Annotated in this window: 18 protein-coding genes, 4 pseudogenes and 1 other annotated feature; of the genes and pseudogenes, 18 read left to right on the top strand and 4 right to left on the bottom strand. The window is 55.1% G+C overall.

What is annotated here, in order from left to right:
* The first annotated feature begins 118 nt into the window (after positions 1 to 118).
* A complete protein-coding gene (locus BM297_RS21010) occupies positions 119 to 310 on the top strand; it encodes a 4-oxalocrotonate tautomerase (protein WP_092435738.1) in 192 nt (63 codons plus the stop codon).
* A gap of 39 nt (positions 311 to 349) precedes the next feature.
* Here BM297_RS21010 and BM297_RS22335 read toward each other — a convergent pair.
* A pseudogene (locus BM297_RS22335) lies at positions 350 to 589 on the bottom strand (SOS response-associated peptidase family protein); the annotation flags it as partial.
* Positions 590 to 734: 145 nt separating this feature from the next.
* Between BM297_RS22335 and BM297_RS21000 the strand changes: the two are divergent.
* The 3 genes and pseudogenes from BM297_RS21000 to BM297_RS20985 all read left to right on the top strand — a co-directional run bounded on the left by BM297_RS21000 (position 735) and on the right by BM297_RS20985 (position 4,685).
* A pseudogene (locus BM297_RS21000) lies at positions 735 to 2,101 on the top strand (IS1182 family transposase).
* 518 nt (positions 2,102 to 2,619) lie between these two features.
* Entirely contained in the window at positions 2,620 to 3,573 is a 954-nt protein-coding gene (locus tag BM297_RS20990; protein WP_092435732.1) for an AraC family transcriptional regulator, read from the top strand.
* A gap of 137 nt (positions 3,574 to 3,710) precedes the next feature.
* A complete protein-coding gene (locus BM297_RS20985) occupies positions 3,711 to 4,685 on the top strand; it encodes an IS5 family transposase (protein ID WP_092435729.1) in 975 nt (324 codons plus the stop codon).
* A gap of 288 nt (positions 4,686 to 4,973) precedes the next feature.
* Here the strand turns inward: BM297_RS20985 and BM297_RS20980 are convergent.
* A pseudogene (locus BM297_RS20980) lies at positions 4,974 to 5,763 on the bottom strand (IS3 family transposase); the annotation flags it as partial.
* Positions 5,390 to 5,521, bottom strand: a sequence feature (AL1L pseudoknot). (Overlaps the previous pseudogene by 132 nt.)
* Positions 5,764 to 6,067: 304 nt before the next feature.
* Here BM297_RS20980 and BM297_RS22215 point away from each other — a divergent pair.
* The 14 genes from BM297_RS22215 (at position 6,068) to BM297_RS20905 (ending at position 20,476) form a co-directional block, all read left to right on the top strand.
* A protein-coding gene (locus tag BM297_RS22215; protein WP_394328029.1) for an IS630 family transposase occupies positions 6,068 to 7,076 on the top strand; the annotation gives its coding sequence in 2 pieces (ribosomal slippage) (positions 6,068 to 6,457 and positions 6,459 to 7,076; 1,008 coding nt in all).
* Positions 7,077 to 7,589: 513 nt separating this feature from the next.
* Positions 7,590 to 8,969: an aromatic ring-hydroxylating dioxygenase subunit alpha gene (locus BM297_RS20965; protein WP_092435720.1), complete on the top strand. Its 1,380-nt coding sequence runs from the start codon at positions 7,590 to 7,592 to the stop codon at positions 8,967 to 8,969.
* A gap of 262 nt (positions 8,970 to 9,231) precedes the next feature.
* Positions 9,232 to 9,792 carry a 3-phenylpropionate/cinnamic acid dioxygenase subunit beta gene (locus BM297_RS20960; RefSeq protein ID WP_092435717.1) on the top strand — a complete coding sequence of 187 codons (561 nt, stop codon included), beginning with the start codon at positions 9,232 to 9,234 and terminating at the stop codon, positions 9,790 to 9,792.
* 75 nt (positions 9,793 to 9,867) lie between these two features.
* Positions 9,868 to 10,311 carry a BphX family protein gene (locus BM297_RS20955; protein ID WP_092435714.1) on the top strand — a complete coding sequence of 148 codons (444 nt, stop codon included), beginning with the start codon at positions 9,868 to 9,870 and terminating at the stop codon, positions 10,309 to 10,311.
* 230 nt (positions 10,312 to 10,541) lie between these two features.
* A complete protein-coding gene (locus BM297_RS20950; protein WP_092435711.1) occupies positions 10,542 to 10,871 on the top strand; it encodes a non-heme iron oxygenase ferredoxin subunit in 330 nt (109 codons plus the stop codon).
* A complete protein-coding gene (locus BM297_RS20945; RefSeq protein WP_092435708.1) occupies positions 10,868 to 12,121 on the top strand; it encodes an NAD(P)/FAD-dependent oxidoreductase in 1,254 nt (417 codons plus the stop codon). Before BM297_RS20950 ends, BM297_RS20945 begins: the two co-directional genes overlap by 4 nt.
* Positions 12,118 to 12,984, top strand: a complete 867-nt coding sequence (bphB, locus tag BM297_RS20940; protein WP_245768311.1) for a cis-2,3-dihydrobiphenyl-2,3-diol dehydrogenase — start codon at positions 12,118 to 12,120, stop codon at positions 12,982 to 12,984. The genes BM297_RS20945 and bphB overlap by 4 nt, the downstream gene beginning before the upstream one ends.
* A gap of 10 nt (positions 12,985 to 12,994) precedes the next feature.
* Positions 12,995 to 13,930 (top strand): biphenyl-2,3-diol 1,2-dioxygenase, encoded by a 936-nt coding sequence (gene bphC / locus BM297_RS20935; protein ID WP_092435705.1) that lies wholly within the window; start codon positions 12,995 to 12,997, stop codon positions 13,928 to 13,930.
* Positions 13,931 to 14,325: 395 nt separating this feature from the next.
* The gene (dmpE, locus tag BM297_RS20930) at positions 14,326 to 15,108 is read left to right on the top strand and encodes a 2-oxopent-4-enoate hydratase (RefSeq protein ID WP_092435702.1); all 783 of its coding nucleotides are present in this window, start codon (positions 14,326 to 14,328) and stop codon (positions 15,106 to 15,108) included.
* A gap of 17 nt (positions 15,109 to 15,125) precedes the next feature.
* On the top strand, positions 15,126 to 16,058 hold the full coding sequence (locus BM297_RS20925) for an acetaldehyde dehydrogenase (acetylating) (protein ID WP_092435699.1): 933 nt from the start codon (positions 15,126 to 15,128) through the stop codon (positions 16,056 to 16,058).
* A 10-nt stretch (positions 16,059 to 16,068) separates the two neighbouring features.
* A complete protein-coding gene (gene dmpG / locus BM297_RS20920) occupies positions 16,069 to 17,103 on the top strand; it encodes a 4-hydroxy-2-oxovalerate aldolase (RefSeq protein ID WP_039594661.1) in 1,035 nt (344 codons plus the stop codon).
* Between the two features lie 331 nt (positions 17,104 to 17,434).
* Positions 17,435 to 18,808, top strand: coding sequence for an OmpP1/FadL family transporter (locus tag BM297_RS20915; protein WP_092435696.1), 1,374 nt, complete (start codon positions 17,435 to 17,437; stop codon positions 18,806 to 18,808).
* Positions 18,809 to 18,919: 111 nt separating this feature from the next.
* Positions 18,920 to 19,768: an alpha/beta fold hydrolase gene (locus BM297_RS20910; protein WP_092435694.1), complete on the top strand. Its 849-nt coding sequence runs from the start codon at positions 18,920 to 18,922 to the stop codon at positions 19,766 to 19,768.
* 423 nt (positions 19,769 to 20,191) lie between these two features.
* Positions 20,192 to 20,476, top strand: a complete 285-nt coding sequence (locus tag BM297_RS20905; protein ID WP_092435741.1) for an HU family DNA-binding protein — start codon at positions 20,192 to 20,194, stop codon at positions 20,474 to 20,476.
* Positions 20,477 to 20,595: 119 nt separating this feature from the next.
* Here the strand turns inward: BM297_RS20905 and BM297_RS20900 are convergent, their stop codons facing one another.
* Entirely contained in the window at positions 20,596 to 20,820 is a 225-nt protein-coding gene (locus BM297_RS20900; protein WP_269458074.1) for a 2-hydroxymuconate tautomerase, read from the bottom strand.
* Positions 20,821 to 20,948: 128 nt separating this feature from the next.
* Positions 20,949 to 21,203, bottom strand: a pseudogene (locus tag BM297_RS20895) (4-hydroxy-2-oxovalerate aldolase); the annotation flags it as partial.

Below are 21,203 nucleotides of genomic sequence, written 5' to 3'. Positions count from 1 at the left end.
CGGTGGAGCCGGGCGACAACGTCACCGTGCGCTACCAGGGCCTGGGCAGCGTCTCCGCGCGCTTCGTCTGAACCTGCGGGCCGGCCATGCGCCGGCCCTTCACCAGGGAGTCACAGCTATGCCGATTGCCCATGTGCAGATCATGGAAGGCCGCAGCGACGAGCAGAAGGAAGCGATGATCCGCGAGGTCAGCGAGGCGCTGGCACGCACCCTCGACTCGCCGCTCGACCGCGTGCGCGTACTGATCACCGAGGTACCCAAGAGCCACTGGGGCATCGCCGGCGAGCCGGCGAGCAAGGTGCGCCGTTAACTCCTGAATCTCCCGTCCGCTGCGAGGCAGGTGGCCGATGGCGGGGAAGAGCAGAAGCGCGCCACCGCGCAGACGAAAGTAGTACGGCTGCCTGTGCTTTGGGATAGCCGGGGCTGGCTTCCACTCATAGCAGCCATCCGCCGGCACCAACGCCCGGCCTGTCTTCCAAGCAGACCTCCAGAACGCTCCCGTCGCCACCACCTCCTCCCTAGCATTGATCGCTGGCGGGCGAGGGCCGGCCGCCGGCCAGAAAGTAACGATAACGGATTTTATCGTCACATTTTTCCTGAGGTCGCGAGAGCGCTGCGTCCAGTCGCTGAATCATGAGCAAGATGGCCTCTTTCGGCCGATTCTGTTGAAAAAGTAGCTGTTTCCCCATGCCGTCGGCAGAATTGCTCTGTCAGCGAGCGCGGGGGCGAACAGCATGATGGGACAGTTACCGGGAGGACAGCAGCGTCTGTTCTACTCGTTCAATCTGGAAGATCACGTCCCGGCCCAACACCTCCTGCGCAGCATCGACCAGTGCCTGGATCTCAGCGACCTGCGCGCCTACCTGACGGATTTCTATAGCCCCATCGGGTGCCCCTCGATTGACCCGGAATTGATGGTGCGCATGCTGGTCGTCGGCTACTGCTATGGCATCCGTTCCGAGCGGCGATTGTGCGAAGAGGTGCATCTAAACCTGGCCTATCGCTGGTTCTGCCGGCTGGGTCTGGAAGACGAAGTACCCAATCACTCGACCTTCTCGAAGAATCGCCACGGCCGTTTCCGTGACAGTGATCTGTTCCGCTGGTTGTTCAATGAGGTGCTGCGGCGCTGCATGGCGGCCGGCCTGGTCAAGGGTGAAGGTTTCGCCGTCGACGCCAGCATCAAGGCGGATGCCAGCCGGCAACGTGGGGCGGCGGGAGGTGAAGTCGATTGGCGTGATCCGGCGCTCAGCAGTCGCGCCGTGCGCGAGTACCTCGAAGCCCTTGATGAAGAGGCGCTGGCTGAAGCTCTTCCCAAGAAAATTTCGCTCACCGATCCGCAGTCCCGTTGGACAGCAGCGCCAGGCGGCCCGGCTTACTTTGCCTACTCCACGAATTACCTGATCGACACTGAGCACGGCGTGATCATGGATGTGGAAGCTACCCCGGCGCACCGTACCGCCGAAGTTGATTCGACCAAAACGATGGTGGAGCGCGTCGAAGCGCAGTTCGACCTCACGCCAGAACGCCTCATTGGCGATACCGCTTATGGCACTGCTCCGATGCTGGCCTGGAGGTCGGAGAGAAGGGCATCGAGCCGCACGTGCCGGTGTGGGACAAGACCGAGCGCAAGGACGACAGCCTCTCCAGTAACGATTTCCACTGGAATCAGGAGGCCAATGAATACCGCTGCCCAGCCGGCAAACCGCTACGAAGTGAATGGCGCGCCTTCACCCAGAAAAGATCACGGGTGACCAAGGCCAACACCATCATCTACCGCTCCAGCCAAACCGACTGCGCCACATGTCCGCTGAAAGCGAAGTGCTGTCCCAACACACCGAACCGGAAGATCGTCCGCAGCATCCATGAGGCTGCCCGCGACGTAGCTCGACGCATCGCCAAGACACCGGAATACCTCGTCTCTCGCTGCGAACGGAAGAAGGTGGAGATGCTTTTCGCCCACCTCAAACGGATCATGAAACTCGACCGTTTACGACTGCGTGGCCTGACGGGTGCGACTGACGAATTCACCTTGGCCGCGACCGAGCAAAACCTGCGACGCATGGCCAAGCTCCTGCCTCACGGGCCACCGATCACGGGATAGGTACGCCTGCTGCGAGCAGAAACCCTCGAATTAACCCTCAAACCTGAGCAAGGACGCTCAGTGAAACGCCGAAAGGCAACTTGAGGAGGCTTGCAGCCACTTCGACAGCAGGCACACCTGGCCGTCCGGCTGCCGCTGAACCTATGAGTGCGGCCAGGCGACGAGCATGAATGGTCGGTAGTGCTTGAGCGAACGCGGTATGTAAAAATTGGACGGCCTGCATGGGGAACGGGTGTGGTGGCTATGTTTGGCGACAACCACCGTGCCCGCCCATGCAGGTATCTTCAAGACCTATCCTTATGATTCGTAAAGACTTTTTGTGGGGGTCTCTCTGACACCGATCGAATTTATGAAGGCAGTAAGCTCCTATCCGCTTTCCAAAGAAAATGGATAGCGATCTTGTGAAAACGGATATCTTCTGCCCGGACACTAGGTTAATAATAGTTGTAAAATGTAAAGCTCCACACGGTCTGTGAATCATTGTCTAAATGCATATAATTATAAGAGCACAATGGCTTATGAATCTTTGTCTGCTACATGAGAAGAGCCGGGTTTTCGCCAACACCTATCCTGGTGTGGTGTCAGACTATGCCAACGAGCATGCGGGCGCCCACCGGGTCATCCAGCGCCGCATTAGTGATCCAGAGGCTAGCCTGAAACACCGCACTATCGGCAGCTTGGATTTGTTCCAGATGAGTTACGGCAGCCGAGTGCAAATCACTTCGCCGGAACGAGAGGCTCTCTACCATTTGCATATCATACTCAAGGGGCACTGCATGTGGCGAAGCTGCGGTGAGGAGCACGGCCTTGCCCCCGGCGAGTTGTTGTTGCTCAACCCTGGCACCCCGTTCGACCTGACCTACTCGGACTGCTACGAGAAGTTCATTGTCAAGTTGCCGGCCCGCTTCATCGACAAGGTCTGCAGCGAGAACCAGTGGAGTTACCCGAGCGAGGGGGTGCGCTTTGCCCCGATTCATCGCCTCGAGCAACTGGACGGCTTCCTCAGCTTGCTGAGTCTGGTCTGTCAGGAGGCGGAAACTGATCAGACTATTTTTCAGGTGAAGGAGCACTACGCCAAGATTATAGTAAGCAAGCTGCTCAGCCTGCCGGGTAGCAATGTCAGTCGCGAGCCGTTGGGGGGCGCTTGTCGGTCGTTCGAGCGCCTGGAAGAGCTCATCGAGAAGAACCTTAAGCAGAGTATCAGCCTTGAGCAGTTGGCCGATTTGGCGCATATGAGTGCGCACTCGCTATACGCGTTGTTCGAAAAGCACGCTGGCACCACGCCCAAGCGCTTTATACGTCAGCGCAAGCTGGAAGCAATCTATGCTCGCCTGAGTGACCCGCAGGTCGCAGTAAGCAGCGTTACTGAAGTCGCCCTCGACTACGGTTTCCTGCATCTCGGACGCTTCGCAGATTACTACAAGAGCACCTTCGGCGAGTTGCCCTCGGACACCTTGCGCCGTCGCGGCTAATCTCTTTCCACGCGGGTGCGCCTGCCCTCGCCGTGTCCCGGCGCGCCGCCAGGAGCGTGCTGTCTGGACCTAGGGAAGGTCTGAAAAACACTTCCCGATCTGGTGAAATAGCCGCCAGTCCCTCTGGAGCCTCTTGCATGAAGCAGCTGTCCTTCGCCGATGCCGAGTACGCCGGCAAGCGCAAACAGACCCGCCGTGAGCGCTTCCTGATCGAGATGGATCAGGTCGTGCCGTGGCAGGCACTGATGGCGCTGATCGAGCCGCACTACCCGCGAGGCGAAGGTGGGCGTCCGGCTTACCCGCTGGCCGCCATGCTGCGGGTACACCTCATGCAGAACTGGTTCGGTTACAGCGATCCGGCGATGGAGGAAGCCCTCTACGAGGTGACGATCCTGCGCCACTTCGCCGGACTGCACCTGGATCGGATCCCGGACGAAACCACCATCCTCAACTTCCGCCGCCTGCTGGAAAGGCACGAGCTGGCCAGCCAGATCCTGGAAGTCATCAATGGCTTCCTGGGCGAACGCGGTTTGCTCCTGCGTCAGGGCAGCATCGTCGACGCAACCATCATCCATGCCCCCAGCTCGACCAAGAATAAGGATGGCAAGCGTGATCTGGAGATGCACCAGACCAAGAAGGGCAACCAGTACTACTTCGGCATGAAGGCACACATCGGCGTCGATGACGATTCCGGCCTGGTGCACAGCGTGATCGGCACGGCAGCCAACGTGGCGGATGTCACCCAGGTCGACAAACTGCTGCACGGCGAAGAGTCGTATGTCTGCGCGGACGCCGGCTATACCGGCGTCGAAAAACGCGCAGAGCATGAGGGCCGCAAGGTCATCTGGTCGGTTGCCGCTCGCCGCAGTACCTACAAGCCACTGGGCAAGCGCAGCCTGCTCGGACGCATGATTCGCCAGATCGAGAAGGCCAAGGCCCAGACGCGAGCCAAGGTTGAACATCCGTTTCGGGTGATCAAGTGCCAGTTCGGCTACACCAAGGTGCGTTTCCGTGGGTTGGCGAAGAACACGGCCCAGTTGGTCACGCTGTTCGCCCTGTCGAATCTGTGGATGATGCGAAAGCGCTTACTCGCAGGAGAGGTGCGCGTGTGATGCGGGGGAAGCCCCCGGCAAATGCCCTTCGGGGGCAGGAAACTGAGTCCAGGCGGATGAAATAGCCCGATTTTGGCCTGCCGAGCAGGACGGGCGCGAATGGTGAGGGCTATTTCAGACCTTCCCTAGATCGTGAGTGGTATGCAGCACAGACTGTGGCTGTTTTTGAGCACTTGCGGTCTGGCCTCAATCTTCAGCATCGCGCACATTATCAAGCTGGCCCGCAGCATGCGCTGTACATGGTTGACGACTACCTAGGTGTTTGGTCCCGGAAATTAGTGGTCCAGGCCAGCCGACGATGCGCCGGGCAAATACGTCGATAACGAAGTCAACGTAGACAAAGTCTCGCCGCGTGGAAACATAGGTGAAGTCCGACACCCAGAGCGCATTCGGGCGTTCGGCTCTGAACTGCCGATTGAGGTGATCCAGAGGGCACGATGCAGCCCGACCACTGATCATGGTCTTGACCGATTTTCCCCGGATCACACCCTAGAGGCCTATCTGTCGCGTCAGGCGTTCCACTGTGCTACGCACTACAACCAGGCCCACGCGCAGCAACTGCCGCCAGACCTTGCGCACACCGTAGACTTGAAAGTTTTCATCCCATACCCGCTGGATCTGCTCACGCAGAGCTGTATCGCGCGGATCCTGGCCGCTTGCCGCGCAGGATTGGCACGACGTGCCACATGCTCGTAATCGGTTGGCGGGGTAATCGGCAACACCTTGCAGATCGGCTCGACCCCGTAGGCCTCGCGGTGTTCGTCGATGAATGCCTTCATCGTTTGAAGGGACGCAGGAATGCCTGCCAGTCGCACTCCACCTGGGCAAAATATGCCGAAGCCTTGCGCAGAATCTCATTGGCCTGGCGCAACCCACGTACTTCACGTTCCAGAGCCTTGATGCGTTCCCGCTCGCATGTCGTCAGGCCTCCATGTTCACCGGCATCCGCCTCGACCTTGCGCACCCTGCGGCGCAATGTTTCAGCGGTACAGCCGATCTTGGCTGCAATGGAAGAGATGGCTGCCCATTCGGATTTGTACTCAGCCTGATGCTCCCTCACTTCAGGGGAGTATTTTATTGAGGTCGGCGTTTTGCAAGGTAGTCATGGCTCCAACCTATCAAAGGTTGGAGTCTTCAGGAAAGTCGGGGCGGTTCAGTGCCTATCTGTTCAGGAAGCCGGAGGCCCGACTCGGTAGCGTACAACGGGACGACCAGGAGAACCGCAGCACCTTGCTCTACGGGGGGGGGGGGCTCCGGGTCAGGCTGTTCCTGCTGCGCGCACCATCACTGCTCTTATTCTCCGGCCAAGTTCTAATAAGTGCCTAAGCATAAGTTTTCGCGTATAATTGGCGCCATCATTTTTCTGGCCCCAGACATTTTCAATGCGATTTGTGCAGCCCCTTTCCGCGACCGAAGCCCAGTCCCTCCGCGATGCGCATGAGCGCGGGGATAAGCCTGCCTTGCGCCGTCGAGCCCATGGCATTTTGCTCAGCAACGATGGCCACACCATCAACCAGATCAGCAAAATACTCGCAGTCAGGCGTGACACGGTTGCTCGCTGGCTTGATGCCTGGGAGCGAGACGGCCTTGGTGGCCTCACTGATCAAGAACGAGCCGGTCGCCCCGCCATCTACGACGCACAGGACCGAGAGCGGCTGAAAGCGCTGGTGACAGAGACTCCGCATCAGATCAAAACCGTTCAGGCGCGCCTGCAACAAGAAACCGGTAAGACCTCCAGTGCAACGACCATCAGGCGGGCGTTAAAAAAAGCTGGGCTATAATTTCAAGCGCGCACGTAAATCGCTGAAAGATCGGCGCAATGAAGCCGATTTTCGCAGCACCCAAGGCCTGCTGAGACAGCTCCAGCAATGGGAAGAGCGTGGGGAAGCAGAGCTGTACTACTTCGATGAATCCGGCTTTTCGCAGGCATCCTCCGTGCCTTATGCCTGGAGCCCCGTGAGCCAGCCACTGGAGCTGCCGGCCTTCTCACGCAGTCGCCGCCTCAATGTGCTGGGCTTTCTGAGTCGCCAGGGCAAGCTGGTCTACCACACAACCACCGAGACCGTGACCACGGAAACCGTCCTTGAGGCCTTCGATCTTCTGTTGAAAGAGAAGTCGCCAGAAGCCTTCGCGATCGTCGTGCTCGACAATGCCAGCATCCATCGCTCGGCACTGTTTCGGAGCAAGGAGCTGGAGTGGCGAGAGCAACGGCTCTATGTGGTCTTCCTGCCAACCTACTCGCCGGAACTCAACCTGATCGAGATTCTGTGGCGGAAAATCAAGTACGAATGGCTACCCATAGCAGCCTATCGGAGCTTTCAATCGCTCACTGATCATGTGCTCGAGGTGCTGTCAGGCCATGGCAATAAATACGCGATTACTTTTGTATAGGCACTTAGGCATCTGTGAAAACGAGTCGCGGGGCGCGCTATTAGATGAAAAGTGCCTATCGCCGGTACCTTGCTTGGTAGCGCTGGCCTGTTGTTACGGATGACGATCTTAAGAAAACGGATATCGATAGCTAAATAACGGATATCCCCCCGCGTCTCCGTGTCGTAGCATGATATAAATGGAATGAAAGCAGCAGCTGCAGGAATCCATATGCCTGAATAACCAAGATCAGCATTTACACGTTTCGTTTGGGCAGAAACATGGAATGGGCCGAGCTAAAAACAATCGTACGAATGATCTAGATTAAGGATAAGGAGCACAATATCAAACTGCAAGGTTTAGAGTTTGGCTGTTGCGAACGCATGTTGAATGGTCGCTTTCTGTATTTCAGATAATCGGCTTGTCACAGTGATGCGCCGGGGCGCGGTGTCTTAGGTATTGGCTTTCGACGTGAGCAAGAGAAATAAGATTATTTTTTGCTCTAACAAGAGCATCTTGAAGGAGATATAGGTCATGAGTTCAATAATTAAAAAAGAAGTGCAGGAAGCCCCTTTGAAATGGGTGAAAAACTGGTCTGGCGAGGAGATTAAGGCGCTCGTTGATCAGGAAAATGGGTTGCTTGACCCCCGTATTTTCTCTGATCAGGATCTGTATGAGATCGAACTTGAGAGGGTGTTTGCTCGATCCTGGCTGCTGCTTGGGCACGAGGGGCACATTCCCAAAGCCGGTGACTATCTAACCACCTACATGGGTGAAGACCCAGTAATTGTAGTGAGGCAGAAAGACTGCAGCATTAAGGTCTTCCTAAACCAATGTCGGCATCGCGGTATGCGTATTGAGCGATCGGATTTTGGCAACGCAAAGTCATTTACCTGCACTTATCACGGGTGGGCCTATGACACCGCCGGTAATCTGATCAATGTACCCTACGAGAAAGAGGCTTTTTGTGACAAAAAAGAGGGTGACTGCGGGTTCGACAAGGCCGACTGGGGGCCCCTGCAAGCGCGGGTGGATACTTACAAGGGGCTGATTTTTGCCAACTGGGATACCGAAGCCCCAGATTTGAAGGCCTACCTGAGCGACGCAACCCCCTACATGGACGTGATGCTCGATCGCACCGAGGCGGGTACTCAGGTCATCACCGGCATGCAAAAGACGGTAATCCCCTGCAACTGGAAGTTCGCCGCCGAGCAGTTCTGTAGCGATATGTACCATGCGGGCACGATGTCGCATCTTGCCGGTGTATTGTCCAGCCTTCCACCTGAGATGGATTTGTCCCAAGTAAAGTTGCCGTCAACTGGAAACCAGTTCCGGGCTAAGTGGGGTGGGCACGGGACCGGCTGGTTCAATGACGATTTCGGACTTCTGCAAGCCATCATGGGGCCTAAAATTGTCGATTACTGGACCAAAGGTCCAGCCGCTGAACGTGCGCAAGATCGTCTGGGACAAACTCTCCCGGCTAATCGCATGGTCGCACAGCATATGACCGTTTTTCCGACATGCTCATTTCTCCCTGGCATCAATACAGTCCGTACTTGGCACCCGCGTGGCCCTAATGAGGTCGAAGTCTGGTCTTTCATCGTAGTGGATGCTGATGCACCCGAAGATATCAAGGAAGAATATCGTCGGAAAAACATCTTTACCTTCAACCAAGGGGGGACCTACGAGCAGGACGATGGCGAAAACTGGGTGGAGGTTCAGCGGGTGTTGCGCGGCCACAAGGCTAGAAGTAGAGCTTTTTGTGCCCAGATGGGTGCAGGTGTGCCGAACAAAAACAACCCGGATTTTCCTGGAAAGACCAGCTACGTTTATAGCGAAGAAGCTGCGCGCGGGTTCTACCACCACTGGAGCCGCATGATGTCCGAGCCGAGTTGGGACACGCTAAAGTCTTGAGCAGATAAAGTGACCGAAAAAGGCAATCACTTGTATCGAGTTTCTACCTTGGTAGACAAGAGTTTAGCCTGTTTTTTGGTTGCTGGAAGTGCGTGAGTGAATCGATTCACTTGGGTAAACCCTTGGCTTTGTCGGGGAATATTTACTCGAGTGCTTTCCAAAATGTACAGCTGTGCGTTTGGCGATAATCGTCATGCAATGGGTTGGCTGTTTGCATGAGCAGAGAGTGCCGACCGCCCAACATATATACAGGAAGCTAATTATGACATCTGCTGATTTGACAAAAGCCATTGAATGGCCAGGAATGGCCGTAAGTCTTGAATTGCAAAACGCCGTTGAACAATTCTACTATCGCGAAGCACAGTTGCTTGATTATCAGAATTATGAGGCCTGGCTGGCTTTACTGACCGAAGACATCCAATACTGGATGCCAATCCGTACTAGTCATACCTCCCGGAACAAGGCGCTGGAGTACGTGCCCGCCGGCGGCAATGCCCATTTTGACGAGACTTATGAGAGCATGCGTGCGCGCATTCGGGGAAGGGTTTCGGGGCTTAACTGGACTGAAGATCCGCCGTCGCGCAGCCGGCATATTGTCAGCAACGTTATCGTCCGCGAAACCGAGGTTCCAGGAACTTTGGAAGTTGGTTCTGCGTTCCTTTGTTACAGAAACCGATTGGAGCGTATGACGGACATCTATGTCGGTGAGCGTCGAGATATTTTACGCCGTGTAAGTGACGGGCTGGGGTTCAAAATTGCCAAGCGAACGATCTTGCTCGACCAGAGCACGATTACGGCGAATAATCTCAGCCAGTTTTTCTAACTAAGGAATGCTGGCCACTTACCCTATGCCCGGCCTATTCATGAGAGCGACCTGAAAATGAAGAGGAGCTACCCAATGGCTACGCAAACTAATCGCGGTCGCCATTTCCTGATCGCGATCGGTATCTTTTACTTGGCCAATCTCCTCGGGACTTTGCATTTCAGCAGTCTGCGGCTGTTCGGCATGATGTATTCGGGTGTGGATTTGCAGGTCGGCGCTCCGGTATTCACCCTGCTGCAGGATGCCTGGGCCGTAGTCGGGCTGCAGCTGGGGGCCATCGGGCTGGTTGCGTTGTGGAGCGCACGTCAGCCCGCTCGCTTCATGGCGGTTGTCCCCGTGGTCATCGTCACGGAAGTGCTCGACGGTATCTGGGACTTGTACAGCATCGTTTGGAGTCACGAAGCGATGTGGTTCGGGCTCCTGACGTTCGCGATCCACGTGGTGTGGATCGTCTGGGGGTTGCAGGTATGGCGCGTGTCGTCTCGCCCGTCATCTGGCTTAACCGTCCCAACCTCCTGAATCTGTGGACCTGAATTGAGCTCTGTCATTTTCCATGCGCGTCGACGTTATCCGGCCGCTTGCGCCGAGCTGGCCGCCGGATTTAATGAGTAGTTAAAGTTAGCTATAGAAACTCTGAAAAAGGCTTGACATCATGAGACATCCAGTCTGCAACCACCACATGGTTACTGGCGTGCATTTTCCGAGTGCGTACTTTTTCAGACCAACTCTATAATAAGAGACAAAAAAGAATGACTTTCTCCAAAGTTTGTGAAGTATCTGATGTGCCCGTCGGTGACGCCTTGAAGGTTGAAAGTAAGGGCGAAGCCGTCGCGATTTTCAACGTCGATGGAGAGTTGTTCGCAACACAGGACCGTTGCACTCATGGTGACTGGTCCTTGTCCGAAGGCGGCTACCTAGAAGGTGACGTTGTCGAATGCTCGCTGCACATGGGTAAGTTCTGTGTTCGCACGGGCAAGATAAAAGCAGCGCCGCCCTGTGAACCGCTGAAAATATTTCCGATTCGAATAGATGGCAGCGATGTGTTCGTAGACTTTGATGCCGGGTATCTAGCGCCATGATTAAATCAATCGTCATTATTGGTGCTGGCTTGGCTGGCGCAACTGCCACTCGCTATCTTCGCGCCCAAGGATATCAGGGAAAGATCCATCTGGTCGGGGAGGAGTTGCACGTGGCTTACGATCGCCCCTCCTTATCCAAGGACACCCTGTCAGGAAAAATGGTCGAACCACCCGCGATCCTGGATCCTTACTGGTATGCATCGGCCGATATAGATCTCCATTTAGGGGTGCGCGTGACCGGTATTGATGTGGTAAACCACCAGGTACTTTTCGAATCCGGTGACATTCTGGCCTACGACCGACTGCTAATAGCCACCGGCGTACGCGCACGGCGTATGGCTATTACGGGAAGCGAGCTGGCCGGCATCCACACCTTGCGTGACCGCGCCGACAGCCAGGCGCTGAGGCAGGCGCTTGAGCCGGGCCAGTCTCTGGTCATTGTCGGCGGTGGCCTGATCGGTTGCGAAGTGGCTACCACTGCTATTAATGCCGGTGCCCACGTCACGATTCTGGAGGCCGGGGACGAACTGCTGTTGCGAGTGCTAGGCCGAACAACCGGGGCCTGGTGTCGCAACGAGTTGGAGCGTTTGGGTGTCCGGGTTGAACTGAACGCACAGGCAGCGCATTTCGAGGGAGAGGGTCACGTGCATGCCGTCGTTTGTGCCGATGGACGTCGGATAGCAGCTAACACAGTTTTGGTGAGCATCGGTGCAGAACCAGCCGACGAGCTGGCACGTGCGGCCGGTATCGCATGTGAGCGTGGCGTGGTGGTTGACGCTACGGGTGCAAGCTCATGTCTTGGAGTATTCGCCGCAGGTGACGTAGCAGCCTGGCCCCTGAGGTCCGGTGAACAGCGCTCGCTGGAGACCTACCTGAACAGCCACATGCAGGCTGAAACTGCCGCCGCGGCCATGTTAGGCAAGTCTATCCCCGCTCTTCAGGTGCCAACCTCGTGGACGGAGATTGCGGGGCATCGGATACAGATGGTTGGCGACATCGAAGGCCCCGGAGAAGTTGTCTTGCGCGGTAACGTCGAGAATGGTCAGCCGCTGGTGCAGTTCAGGGTTCTTGATGGTCGCGTTGAAGCAGCAACGGCTATCAATGCCCCGAAGGATTTTTCCGTTGCAACCCGATTGGTGGCTGATCACATTCCTGTATCGGCCACAAAGTTGCAGGACGCTAGCTCTAACTTGCGGGATTTTATGAAAGCTAAAGCTAAAGCTAAAGCTGAAGCTGAGCGATGCGAATGAACGCCGCCCTCAATAATATGGATAATTTAAAAGTGAAACTAAAAGACGAAGTTATATTAATCACGGGGGGCGCATCTGGACTGGGGCATGCCCTTGTGGAACGGTTCGTGGCCGAAGGTGCCAAGGTGGCTGTCCTCGATAAGTGTGCCGATCGACTTCAACAGTTGGAGTCTGATCACGGCGAAGATGTGGTATGCATTGTCGGTGATGTGCGTTCAATGGAAGACCAGAAACTGGCTGCCAGTCGTTGTATTGCCAAGTTCGGGAGGATTGACACTCTGATCCCCAATGCCGCTATCTGGGATTACAACACGGCACTTGTCGATCTACCTGAAGACAGTATCGACAAAGCATTTGATGAAGTATTTCAGATTAATGTTAAGGGCTATATTCTCGCCGTCAAGGCTTGCCTGCCAGCACTGGTTGCCAGCCGTGGCAGCGTGATCTGCACGATCTCGAATGCAGGTTTTTACCCCAATGGCGGTGGTCCTCTTTACACGGCGACGAAGCACGCAGTGGTGGGGCTGGTGCGCGAGCTGGCATTCGAGTTGGCACCATACGTCCGGGTCAATGGTGTGGGGGTTGGCGGTATCAATACGGATTTGAGAGGACCTTGCTCGTTGGGAATGAGTGAGCAGTCGATATCGAATATGCCGTTGGCTGAGTTGCTGCAGGACGTACTGCCAATCGGCCGCCTGCCTGATGCCGAAGAATACACAGGAGCTTATGTGTTTTTCGCCACGCGTGGCGACTCTGCGCCCGCCACCGGTGCCTTACTGAATTATGACGGAGGCATGGGCGTTCGCGGACTTTTTTCCGCAGTCGGAGGTAAGGACCTGCTTGAAAAACTGAACATTGATTGAGGAGATGAATATGGGCATTAAAAGCTTGGGTTACATGGGGTTCTCTGTAAGTGATGTACCGGCATGGCGCTCGTTCCTCACCGAAAAAGTGGGTTTGATGGAGGTTGTTGGCTCCGATGAGAATGCCTTATACCGCATGGACTCACGCAGTTGGCGGATTGCCGTGGAAAGGGGGGAGGCTGACGACCTAGCATTCGCCGGTTATGAAGTGGCCAATCCGCTGGCCTTGAAGCTGATTACGGAGCGGCTACGGGAGGCTGGTGTTCAGGTGAGGACCGGCGACACTGAACTGGCAGAAAAGCGTGGCGTGATGGAACTGGTCTCTTTTGAAGATCCATTTGGAATGCCGCTGGAAATTTACTACGGGGCTACCGAACTATTCGAGCAGCCTTTCGTTTCTGGCACTGGTGTCACTGGGTTCCTGACTGGTGACCAAGGAGCTGGGCATTATTTTTATGCTGTCCCGAATATTGAAGAAGGACTGGCTTTTTATACTGATATGCTGGGTTTCCAGATGTCCGACGTCATTGATATAGCTATGGGGCCGGATATTACAGTGCGGGGCTACTTTCTTCATTGCAACGGGCGCCACCACACAATGGCGATCGCGGAGGCTCCGTTACCCAAGAGAGTTCACCATTTTTTGCTGCAGGCCTTGACGCTGGATGATGTAGGTCATGCGTACGACCGAATCGATGGATTGGGTGACAAATCTACCGACTCCAATCTTCGGGTTCCGGCAAATAGTGATAGTACGTCCAGCAGGATCACGGCGACGATCGGACGCCATGTCAACGATCACATGATTTCCTTTTACGCTGAGACGCCGTCCGGGTTTGAGCTTGAGTTTGGCTGGGGCGCGCGCGAGGTAGATGATCGGTCTTGGGTGATGACGCGGCACAAGCGGACGGCCATGTGGGGTCATAAGTCTATGCGTAATAAGTAAATACTTGGTCCTGAGTTAATATTTACTGCGGTTTTGCACTTGCAGTCTGTCGCCGCATGTCGCACTGCACGACTCGCCCCTGGATTTAGATTTGATCAATTTTGATAAGATTTGATCTATCCAGCAAGAAAGCGGAGTAGGGCTAAATATTTGCGCCATCAGCCGATCTGGTTATATTTCGGCGCTGGAGCTTGAGCTGGAACGTACTTAATGGGATTCGGCAATGGTGCAGTACGTAAGCCGTGAATAACCTGGTTCTGACCACAACGGTGCACTATTACCAATAGCCTTAGCGGTGCAACAGCACTTTTCGATGAGGGGTTCAATACAGTGCTGAGTATGAGACTCACCCATAATTAATAAAAAACCACTTAATCAATGGAAATCCGGCCAACATGTCACCTGAACTCATCGAAACTCTCGGCGACGAGCTCTATGCTGCCCTGTGTTCGCGCACAGTGGTGGGCCCGCTGACTAGCCGCTACCCAGATATTACGATCGACAATGCATATCACATCCAGCAGCGCATGATTTCACGCCGCCTGCAGGCCGGCGAGAGCATCGTTGGCAAGAAAATCGGCGTTACCAGCGCCGCGGTGATGAACATGCTGGGCGTGAGCCAGCCCGACTTCGGCTACATGCTTGATGGCATGATCTATGGCGATGGTGCGGCCATCGACGCTGCTACGTTGATCCAGCCGAAGGCTGAAGGAGAAATCGCCTTCGTACTGAAGAAAGACCTGATGGGGCCTGGAGTCAGTGCTGCCGACGTACTAGCCGCCACCGAAGGCGTTATGGCCTGCTTCGAGATCGTCGATTCACGCATCACCGACTGGAAAATCCACATTCAGGACACCGTGGCCGACAACGCATCCTGCGGTGTGTTCGTGCTAGGTGATCGCATGGTTGATCCGCGAGGGCTTGACCTGCGCACCAGCGGCATGGTTTTGGAAAAAAATGGCGAAACGGTGGTCACCGGTGCGGGCGCCGCTACCATGAATTCTCCTGTCAATGCGGTAGTTTGGCTCGCAAATACACTGGGCAAGTTGGGCATCCCACTGAAGGCCGGCGAAGTGATCCTGTCGGGAGCACTCGGTGCAATGGTCCCAGTCAAGGCCGGCGATAACATGCGCGTTTCGATAGGCGGCATCGGTAACTGTTCGGTGCGTTTTTATTAAAGCAGAGAGTATGTGAGATGAGCAAAATTAAATGCGCACTGATCGGCCCCGGCAACATTGGTACCGACTTGCTTTATAAGTTACAGCGCAGCACGGTGTTGGAGCCGGTATGGATGGTCGGTGTAGACCCGACTTCTGAAGGCTTGCGGCGCGCTGCCGCCATGGGATTGAAAACTACCTCCGATGGCGTTGATGGTCTGTTGCCGCATATCGCAACAGATGGGATCCTGATTGCCTTCGATGCCACTTCGGCCTATGTCCACGCAGAAAACTCGCGCAAGCTCAACGAGCTAGGTGTGATGATGATCGACTTGACCCCGGCTGCAATCGGTCCTTTCTGTGTGCCGCCGGTGAATCTTCTTAAACATGTTGGTCAGGGTGAAATGAATGTCAACATGGTGACCTGTGGTGGCCAGGCCACTATCCCGATGGTCGCTGCGGTGTCACGTGTGCAGCCTGTAACTTATGGAGAAATCGTAGCCACCACTGCATCCAAATCGATAGGCCCCGGCACCCGCTCCAATATTGATGAGTTCACCCGTACTACCGGCAGTGCGATTGAAATCGTCGGTGGCGCAAAAAAAGGCAAGGCCATCATTATCATCAATCCGGCCGAACCGCCGATGATTATGCGCGACACCGTGCATTGCCTGACTGAAACCGAACCTGATCGTGAAAGAATCACTGCGTCGGTGCATGCAATGGTCAAGGAAGTCCAGAAATATGTTCCCGGTTACAAACTGGTTAACGGGCCGGTATTTGACGGTAAGCGCATCTCTCTGTTTCTGGAGGTTGAGGGCCTAGGTGATTACCTGCCCAAATATGCCGGCAATCTTGACATCATGACTGCCGCAGCTGTCCGCACTGCGGAGATGTTCGCTGAAGAAATTCGCAGCGGAAAACTTACACTCGGTCCGACGACAAATAAGCAAAAAATAACTGCTGCGTGAGGAATAAAGCATGGCACTCAAAGGCAAAAAAATTACCGTTCATGACATGACACTGCGTGACGGCATGCACCCGAAGCAGCACCAAATGACGCTGGAGCAAATGACCAGCATCGCACGGGGACTAGACGCTGCTGGCGTGCCGTTGATCGAGGTCACGCACGGCGATGGTTTGGGCGGCTCGTCAATCAACTATGGTTTTCCCGCTCATACCGACGAGGAATATCTGTCGTCGGTGATCCCTCTGATGAAGCAAGCCAAGGTGTCTGCGTTGCTACTGCCTGGTATCGGTACCGTTGACAATCTAAAGATGGCGCACGAACTGGGTGTGCATACTATTCGTGTGGCTACCCATTGCAGCGAGGCCGATGTCTCGCAGCAGCATATCCAATATGCCCGCAATATAGGCATGGATACGGTCGGCTTTCTGATGATGGCGCACATGGCATCGCCTGAGCAGCTACTGGAGCAGGCGCTATTGATGGAAAGCTATGGAGCCAACTGCATCTATTGCACTGACTCGGCCGGCTACATGTTGCCGGAAGACGTTAAAGCACGCATTGGATTGCTGCGGGAGAAACTCAATCCGGAAACCGAGCTCGGCTTTCACGGCCATCACAATTTGGCAATGGGCGTGGCTAACTCTTTGATGGCGGTTGAATACGGAGCCAACCGGATCGATGCCGCGGCTGCAGGTCTCGGTGCTGGTGCCGGCAATACGCCGATGGAAGTTTTCATCGCAGTTTGCTCCCGGTCCGGGATCGAGACTGGTGTCGATGTGTTCAAAATCCAGGATGTAGCCGAAGATTTGGTGGTACCGATGATGGATTTCCCGATCCGCATTGACCGCGACTCGCTCACACTAGGTTACGCCGGTGTATATGGCTCATTCCTGCTGTTTGCCAAGCGGGCAGAGAAACAATACGGAGTGCCAGCACGTGACATTCTGGTTGAGATGGGCCGGCGCGGCATGGTCGGAGGCCAGGAAGATATGATCGAAGATACGGCGCTGACCATGGCGCAAGCCCGCGGTCTAATTCCATCTTAGTGCGCGGAGTGATTAATTCTGAAACTTATAAAAATACAGAAGCTTGATTGGGACGCGGCAGTTCGCGAATTCATTCTGCTGGATATATTCGATAGATACTCAAGGCGACTAGGCGAATGATCCGGGCGTTTTGCGGTAATGCCTAATTCCTGATCTAGTTGGTCACGAAATATTGAATAATAAACATTGCTTCGGCAATGTGCGTCGGTACGTGTTTCTGCTGAAAGTATAGTGAAAAGTCTTGGCCACGATAAACTCGAAGATGGATACGAAGGGTGCGGTGTTCGTCTGGTCATAACCAATAACTAACTTAGAATAATAAGAGATATAAATGATGAGAATACTGATTGGCGCAATAAGCACAGCGGTATTGGTGGTCACCTCTCAAGAGGTCCTGGCTACCAGCGATGTATTTAGGTTCGTTGGGCATGGCCCCGTCTCAACAGCGATGGGCGGAGCAGCCACCGCATTCGATGTGGGAGCGGCCGGTATGATGACGAATCCGGCGACGCTGTCTTTGATGTCGCCTGGTTCGGAAATTCATCTGGGGCTGGATTTTGTACTGGCCGATATAGAGGTTAAAAGCCAGGCTACTGGAGAAAGTGGCCCCTCCAGAGATCACTCGAAAAACCGGGGCCCTTATGCCGCCCCTCAGTTGGCTTACACCTATCACAGTGGCTCCTTGGGACTCGGCTTTGGTGTCTTTGCTCAAGGAGGGGTTGGAACGGAATACGGGCGCAACAGTTTTCTGTCTCGTGCCACTGGCGGACTTGATACTGGACTCGAGAACTCAAGTCGGCTATTGACCTTGAACATTCCGTTTGCGGCGAGCTACGAAATCAACGAAAAATTGACTGTGGGGGCCAGTGTCGACGCCGTGTGGCAGGGCTTGAACCTGGAGATGTTGATGGGGGCGGATCAGGTTGGTTCGCTGATCGGGGCGGGCCGGGCGAGAGGTAGCCTTGTTCCTGTGCTTGGGGGCCTACCTGACCTTCGAGGTGCGCATTTCAGTTTTACCAAGAACGAACCGGTGGCAAGTGGTGTGGATGCGTGGGGTATCGGCGGACGATTAGGTATGATCTACAAAGTCACACAAGATACGGTCTTGGGTGCTGCGTATTCTATGGAAAGCCGGTTGGCTGACATGGAAGGTAATGCAACTTTGACGGCGGTAGACGCGATAATAGGCCAAGTTGCGCTGGCAGGTAAGATCAAGATACGTGATTTTCAAACTCCCGCGCAATTGAATCTTGGTATAAGTCATCAGCTTAATGAGCAGTGGTTGCTTGCTGCCGACGTTTCCCGAATATTCTGGAAGCACGCAATGAAGGATATTGATGTTGGCTTTGTGCAGGATAATGGTGGCAACATCGATATTCTATTGCCGCAAAATTACAAAGATCAGACGGCTCTTTCGCTTGGAGTTGCCTATCAGACTGGCAAGTGGACGCTGCGAGGTGGTGCCCGCATAGCAACTCAAGCGTTGCGCTCCGATACTATGCTCGCGGTAATTCCTGCCATTCCCAATAGGTTTGGTTCTGCAGGGTTTTCTTATCAATTTTCACCGGCAAGCAGGGTGGACTTCGCCTGGACCCATTCTTTTAAGAAGAAGATGGATAACAACAGCCAGCCCAACACATCCGAACCAATAAAGGTGGAGCATGCTCAGGATAGTTTCAGTATTGCGTACGTAAATAGATTCTGAATGTTTCGAACTATTATTAGGTTGCGAGAGTGGTATTCATTAGTTTGTTTGGGCGAAATCCAGCAAACAAACTAGAATCAAGTAATATTCATGGTAATTTAGGATCAAAAAATGGCAAACCTTGAAATAGGTAAAAGTATTTTAGCTGCAGGTGTTCTAACAAACTATCACGATGTCGGGGAGGGACAGCCTGTGATACTAATTCATGGTTCTGGGCCCGGCGTGAGCGCTTATGCGAATTGGCGACTGACCATTCCTGCTCTGAGCAAGTTTTATCGTGTTATCGCCCCTGATATGGTTGGTTTTGGCTTTACGGATCGACCTGAAAACTATAATTATTCCAAGGATAATTGGGTTAACCATGTAATCGGTGTCATGGATGCCCTGGAAATAGAAAAGGCTCACATCGTAGGTAACTCATTCGGTGGGGGGCTGGCGATTGCTACCGCGCTTCGTTATCCGGAGCGCGTTGATCGTATTGTTCTGATGGGGGCGGCCGGTACTCGCTTTGACGTGACAGAGGGCCTGAACGCGGTGTGGGGTTACACGCCGTCGATAGAAAACATGCGTAATCTCCTCGATATATTCGCTTATGATCGCTCCTTAGTCACCGACGAATTGGCGAGACTTCGATATGAGGCGAGTATTCAGCCAGGATTTCAAGAGTCATTCTCCAGCATGTTTCCTGAGCCGCGCCAACGCTGGATAGACGCGTTGGCTAGCTCGGATGAAGATATCAAGACTCTTCCCAATGAGACACTGATTGTTCATGGTCGAGAGGATCAGGTTGTTCCTCTATCCAGCAGTCTGCGTCTAGGCGAACTTATCGACCGGGCACAGTTGCATGTTTTTGGGCGTTGTGGGCACTGGACACAAATTGAGCAGACCGACCGATTCAATCGTCTTGTGGTCGAGTTTTTTAATGAGGCCAACGTAGTAACTAAACTAAATCTCCTGTAAGTCCGAGTGGTTCGCAAAGGCGGCTGCGATTTCAGCACCGCCACAGTGCGACCCCGATTGGCCTCTTAGGCTCTGTACGAAAAGTGCCTGCGCTCGGTCATTCTGCGTTGAAAAGCGGCTCGGAATGCTCATTTACGACCAGTAAACTCCGCTTCCTCGCCGCTTCCTCGCCGCTTTTCGCCTTGCCTGACCTTCGCTCGGCTGACTTTTCGGCAGCCCTCCCAGATGTCGACTTTTTCAACAGAATCGGCCGGTTGCAGCCGTCCGTGACCGGTAGCCTTCGACCCAAAGCGCTGCCACTGTTGTCGCTTGAAAGGGGGCTAAGCCGTCCCGTGCCGGCTGGCACCCAGGAGGCTGCGCTTGAGCCAGATTCCGGAAGCTGATCAGGTCGTGGCTAACCATACTCGTGGCCCACACTTCAATCTGGACCGAAACAAGAACAAATCCGAACTGATCGCCGCCATCGCGGCATCCGCTGACCTGCCGAAGACCACGGCGACCGCTGCCTTGGGCGCGTTCATGGCCGCGATCACCGGCGCCCTGCAGCAGAGCGAGAGCGTCACCCTAGTAGGCTTCGGCACCTTCGAGGTGAAGCGGCGGGCCGCACGTGAAGGCCGAAACCCCCAGACCGGGGCGACAGTGCCGATCGCCGCCGCCAAGGTGCCGGGCTTCAAGCCGGGCAAGGGCCTGAAAGGCGCCCTTAACTGATCGAAGCGGGGCGATTCTCGCGGACGACATCTACGAGCACCTGATCAGAGGTCTCCATAAATGTGTAGCGCGCTGGCAGGCACCGCTGCGTCAGGCGCCGTCAACGAGTTCGTGGCTAGCTAGCGGCGCGTCGAGCTGGCCAGCTCACCGCCAATGCCGAAGTGCCCCTTCGGCATCTCGTTGATCATCACCCGCACATTGGTGATAGGAGCACCCAGTGAGCGCGAGATTGCTTCGCTGACTTCACGGATCATCGTTTCCTTTTGCTCCCCGCTGCGGCCTTCGAGGATATGGATCTGGACAATCGGCATGTAATGATTCCTCGGTAAGAAAGCCCCGGCCAGAGGCAGGGGCGAAAGGGGCGCTCAGACGAGGCGGGTGGTTAAGCTGCTGGTCATGATGACGGTACCGGTCGGGTGGTGCTCACCGTGTTCGGCCAGGGCCAGCACCTGTTCGCTGGTCAGGGTACGGTTCATGCAGTCACCTTCTGGGTCTGACGGGCCTTGGCCATGTCGAGGGCCAGGTCTTCGATCATGTCCTCCTGACCACCGACGGTACCGCGGCGGCCGAGTTCTACGAGGATGTCGCGGGCCGGCACGCCGTACTTCTTCTCGGCGCGCTGGGCGAACAGCAGGAACGAGCTGTACACGCCGGCGTAGCCCAGGGTCAGGGCATCGCGGTCGACGCGGATCGGCTGGTCCATCAGCGGCACCACCAGGTCCTCGGC

Source organism: Geopseudomonas sagittaria (genome assembly GCF_900115715.1).
Taxonomy (GTDB): domain Bacteria; phylum Pseudomonadota; class Gammaproteobacteria; order Pseudomonadales; family Pseudomonadaceae; genus Geopseudomonas; species Geopseudomonas sagittaria.
This window is presented reverse-complemented; position numbering and strand designations above follow the sequence as displayed.

What these genes read in the sequence shown, in the direction of transcription:
- BM297_RS20950 (WP_092435711.1), top strand. Translation starts at nt 10,542, where the DNA reads ATGACTTTCTCCAAAGTTTGTGAAGTATCTGATGTGCCCGTCGGTGAC.
- dmpE (WP_092435702.1), top strand. Translation starts at nt 14,326, where the DNA reads ATGTCACCTGAACTCATCGAAACTCTCGGCGACGAGCTCTATGCTGCC.
- BM297_RS20955 (WP_092435714.1), top strand. Translation starts at nt 9,868, where the DNA reads ATGGCTACGCAAACTAATCGCGGTCGCCATTTCCTGATCGCGATCGGT.
- BM297_RS20915 (WP_092435696.1), top strand. Translation starts at nt 17,435, where the DNA reads ATGATGAGAATACTGATTGGCGCAATAAGCACAGCGGTATTGGTGGTC.
- dmpG (WP_039594661.1), top strand. Translation starts at nt 16,069, where the DNA reads ATGGCACTCAAAGGCAAAAAAATTACCGTTCATGACATGACACTGCGT.
- BM297_RS20990 (WP_092435732.1), top strand. Translation starts at nt 2,620, where the DNA reads ATGAATCTTTGTCTGCTACATGAGAAGAGCCGGGTTTTCGCCAACACC.
- BM297_RS20965 (WP_092435720.1), top strand. Translation starts at nt 7,590, where the DNA reads ATGAGTTCAATAATTAAAAAAGAAGTGCAGGAAGCCCCTTTGAAATGG.
- BM297_RS20925 (WP_092435699.1), top strand. Translation starts at nt 15,126, where the DNA reads ATGAGCAAAATTAAATGCGCACTGATCGGCCCCGGCAACATTGGTACC.
- bphC (WP_092435705.1), top strand. Translation starts at nt 12,995, where the DNA reads ATGGGCATTAAAAGCTTGGGTTACATGGGGTTCTCTGTAAGTGATGTA.
- BM297_RS20960 (WP_092435717.1), top strand. Translation starts at nt 9,232, where the DNA reads ATGACATCTGCTGATTTGACAAAAGCCATTGAATGGCCAGGAATGGCC.
- bphB (WP_245768311.1), top strand. Translation starts at nt 12,118, where the DNA reads ATGAACGCCGCCCTCAATAATATGGATAATTTAAAAGTGAAACTAAAA.
- BM297_RS20945 (WP_092435708.1), top strand. Translation starts at nt 10,868, where the DNA reads ATGATTAAATCAATCGTCATTATTGGTGCTGGCTTGGCTGGCGCAACT.
- BM297_RS20910 (WP_092435694.1), top strand. Translation starts at nt 18,920, where the DNA reads ATGGCAAACCTTGAAATAGGTAAAAGTATTTTAGCTGCAGGTGTTCTA.
- BM297_RS21010 (WP_092435738.1), top strand. Translation starts at nt 119, where the DNA reads ATGCCGATTGCCCATGTGCAGATCATGGAAGGCCGCAGCGACGAGCAG.
- BM297_RS20985 (WP_092435729.1), top strand. Translation starts at nt 3,711, where the DNA reads ATGAAGCAGCTGTCCTTCGCCGATGCCGAGTACGCCGGCAAGCGCAAA.